Origin of the sequence: Clostridium sp. (assembly GCF_051650885.1) — a bacterium.
Lineage (GTDB): Bacteria > Bacillota > Clostridia > Clostridiales > Clostridiaceae > Clostridium.
This window is the reverse complement of record NZ_JBOFRG010000325.1, coordinates 1-3686: the sequence shown is the minus strand read 5'-3', so window position 1 is coordinate 3686 and position 3686 is coordinate 1. Positions and strand designations below refer to the sequence as shown.

Genomic DNA, 3686 nt, shown 5'->3' with positions numbered 1-3686 from the left:
AGGCATTTTTTAGTATATAATGAATAGGGAACTTTAAAAGGAAAGTTGAATTTTATAAAGAAATATATTATTCTTTATAGTAAATTATAAAGATTAGGTTATTTCTTGATAAAATTTAATTTTTTAATAATTAAGAGGTATTTATTATTTTATATAATAAATATAGGCTTTAATTGGAGGTTATTTATGACTAATAAAGATATGATTAAATGTGAAAAGTTATCTTTTAAGTATACAACTGAAGAGGATGAAAAAACTATTGAAAAGTATGCAATTAAGGACATAGATTTAACTGTAAATAAAGGTGAGTTTTTAGTTGTTTTAGGACACAATGGATCAGGGAAATCTACTGTAGCAAAACATATGAATGCATTGCTTATTCCAACATCAGGAGTTATATATGTAGATGGTTTAGATACAAAAGATGAAAAGAATGTATGGGATGTTAGATCAAAGGCAGGAATGGTATTTCAAAATCCAGATAACCAAATGGTTGCAACTATCGTAGAGGAAGATGTAGCATTTGGACCAGAAAACTTAGGGATTCCACCAGAAGAGATAAGAAGACGTGTGGACGATAGCTTAGAAAAGGTTGGGATGTCTGAATATAAGAGACATGCACCACATCTTTTATCAGGTGGACAAAAGCAGAGGGTAGCTATTGCAGGTATACTTGCTATGCAACCAGAATGTATAATATTTGATGAGCCTACAGCAATGTTAGATCCATCAGGTAGACGAGAAGTTATAAAGAATATAAAAGAAATTAATAAAGAGTATGGAATAACAATAGTACTTATTACACATTATATGGATGAAGCAGCTGAGGCTGATAGAATCGTAGTTATAGATGGTGGAAATGTTGTGTTAGAAGGAAAGCCTAAAGAGGTGTTTTCTAAGGTAGAGCAAATGAAGGAGCTTGGGCTTGATGTGCCACAAGTAACTGAGATAACTTATGAATTAAATAAGGTAGGATTCAATTTAGATAAAGAAATTTTAAATGTAGATGAAATGGTGGATGCGTTATGTCAATTAAAATAGAAAATTTAAAACATGTGTATATGCCAGGAGGTCCATTTGAGAAGACAGCTCTTGAAGATATTAATATTGAAATTAAAACAGGAGAATTTGTTACGTTAATTGGGCATACTGGTTCAGGAAAATCAACATTAATTCAACATATGAATGGGCTTTTAGAGGCAACTTCAGGAAAAATAATAGTAGATGGTGAGGATATTACAGCTAAGGGAGTTAAGCTTTCTGATGTAAGAAAGAAGGTTGGTTTAGTTTTTCAATATCCTGAGTATCAATTATTTGAAGAAACAATAGAAAAAGATATTCAATATGGGCCAAGAAATTTAGGGCTTGATGAAGAGGAAATAGATAGACGTGTTAAGACTGCTATGGAGATGGTTGGACTTGACTATGAAACCTTTAAAGATAAGTCACCATTTGATTTAAGTGGTGGACAAAAAAGAAGGGTAGCTATAGCAGGAGTTATTGCTATGGAACCTAAAACACTTATTTTAGATGAGCCAACAGCAGGATTAGACCCTAAGGGAAGAGATGATATATTAGGTCAAATTCAAATTCTTCATAAAAAATATGGAATGACTATAATTTTAGTTAGCCATAGTATGGAGGATGTAGGAAGAATTGCAGAAAGAATAATTGTAATGAACAAAGGAAAAGTTGCATTAGAAGGAACTCCAGGAGAAGTTTTCAAGGAGATAGATGTTCTTGAAGAGATTGGACTAGGAGTACCACAGGTAACATATTTAGCTAAAAGATTAAGAGATAAAGGTTATCCAATTAGTGAGGAAGTTTATACAATAGAGCAATGTAGAGATGAGTTAATAAGAATATTTAAAAAAGATAATAATTCTTAGAAGGGAGAAATGGCTGTGTTAAAGGATATAACCATAGGACAATATATTCCAGGTGAAAGTTTTGTCCATAAATTAGATCCAAGAACTAAGATTATAATATCAATATTATTTATAGCAGTATTATTTATAATTAATAAGTTTGTTGGATATATCTTTGTTGTTGCTTTTTTAGGAGCAATAATAATAAACTCAAAAGTACCAATTAGTTTTATATTAAAGGGACTTAAACCAATAGTCTTTTTAGTAATTTTAACATCAATATTAAATATATTTATGATTAGAGGTAGTGAGGATACTTTAATATTCCACTATAAGTTTATACACATATACAAAGAGGGGCTTGTTACAGCAGCTTTTATGGCTCTTAGATTAATATTCTTAGTAGCAGGAACATCTCTTTTAACATTAACTACATCACCAATTGAATTAACTGACGGGATGGAATATCTTTTAAGACCAATTGGTAAGGAATTATCACATGAGCTTGCAATGATGATGACTATTGCACTTAGGTTTATACCAACATTAATTGATGAAACTGATAAGATAATGAAGGCACAAAAAGCAAGAGGTGCTGATTTTGATAGTGGCGGTATCATAAAAAAAGCTAAGAGTTTAGTTCCATTATTAATTCCTCTTTTTATCAGCTCATTTAGAAGAGCTGATGAACTTGCTATGGCTATGGAAGCTAGATGCTATAGAGGTGGAAGTGGAAGAACAAGAATGAAGAAGCTTATGTTTACTAATAAAGATACAGTAGCAGGTATTATTTTCTTAATATTATTTATTATTAGCATTGGAGTGAGATTTATATAATGAGAAACATAAAGTTAACCATTGAATATGATGGAACTTTTTATGCTGGATGGCAAAGACAGAATAATGCTAAAACTATACAAGAAACTATTGAAACAGCCTTAAGTAAAATACTTAAGGCTGAAGTTTCGATTACAGGAAGCTCTAGAACAGATTCAGGGGTTCATGCAAAGGGTATGGTGGCAAACTTTCTTACAGAGGCTAGAATACCAGCAGAGAAGTTTAGAGAGGCAATAAATACAAAATTACCAGATGATATAGCTATTATAAAATCTGAGGAAGTGGAAGAGGATTTCCATTCAAGATATATGAGCAAAGGAAAAACTTACTGTTATACTTTAATAAACAGATATGAGAAGGCTGCATTATATAAAAACTATATGTATCAAGTTAGAGATAGCTTAGACATAGAAGCTATGAAAGAGTGTTGTGAGTTATTTATAGGAACACATGACTTTAAAGCTTTTAGAACAACAGGAAGCTCTGTAAAGACTTCTGTAAGAACAATAACTGATTTACATATAGAGACAAATAGTGAATTTATAAAAATTTATGTTACAGCAGATGGTTTTTTATATAATATGGTAAGGATAATTGTAGGAACATTAATAGAAGTTGGATTAAAAAAGAGAGAATTAAATATAGTTGAAAGAGCTATAAAAGAAGGAAATAGAAGGGATTCAGGGTACTGCGTTCCCCCTAACGGATTAGTTTTGGAAAAAGTTTATTATTAATGAAAAAAAATATCATAAATTTGTTGACACGCCCGTGTGCGTGTATTATAATAATGTATGTTTGTTAGAATATTTATGTATCTGAGATCCATTAGACCTGGATCTTGACATAAATGCGGAACTTTTAAAAAGTAAAGCACACAATGTAAGTTCAGGGAGGGAAATTTAAGATGAAATCATACATTGCAAAAGCACAAGACGTTCAAAGAAATTGGTATGTTGTTGACGCTGCTGGTAAACCATTAGG

4 protein-coding genes are annotated in these 3686 nt (G+C 31.1%); all 4 read left to right on the top strand.

Features of this window, described 5'->3' with window-relative positions; translation table 11 throughout:
• Positions 1-186 precede the first annotated feature (186 nt).
• From ACRC28_RS16000 to truA, 4 genes are read left to right on the top strand one after another with little or no spacing between them, the layout of a single operon-like run.
• Positions 187-1041, top strand: coding sequence for an energy-coupling factor transporter ATPase (locus ACRC28_RS16000; protein ID WP_438544443.1), 855 nt, complete (start codon positions 187-189; stop codon positions 1039-1041).
• On the top strand, positions 1026-1889 hold the full coding sequence (locus ACRC28_RS15995; protein WP_438544442.1) for an energy-coupling factor transporter ATPase: 864 nt from the start codon (positions 1026-1028) through the stop codon (positions 1887-1889). Before ACRC28_RS16000 ends, ACRC28_RS15995 begins: the two co-directional genes overlap by 16 nt.
• A gap of 15 nt (positions 1890-1904) precedes the next feature.
• Positions 1905-2705, top strand: a complete 801-nt coding sequence (locus ACRC28_RS15990) for an energy-coupling factor transporter transmembrane component T family protein (protein ID WP_438544441.1) — start codon at positions 1905-1907, stop codon at positions 2703-2705.
• On the top strand, positions 2705-3439 hold the full coding sequence (gene truA, locus ACRC28_RS15985) for a tRNA pseudouridine(38-40) synthase TruA (RefSeq protein ID WP_438544440.1): 735 nt from the start codon (positions 2705-2707) through the stop codon (positions 3437-3439). The genes ACRC28_RS15990 and truA overlap by 1 nt, the downstream gene beginning before the upstream one ends.
• Positions 3440-3686 lie beyond the last annotated feature (247 nt).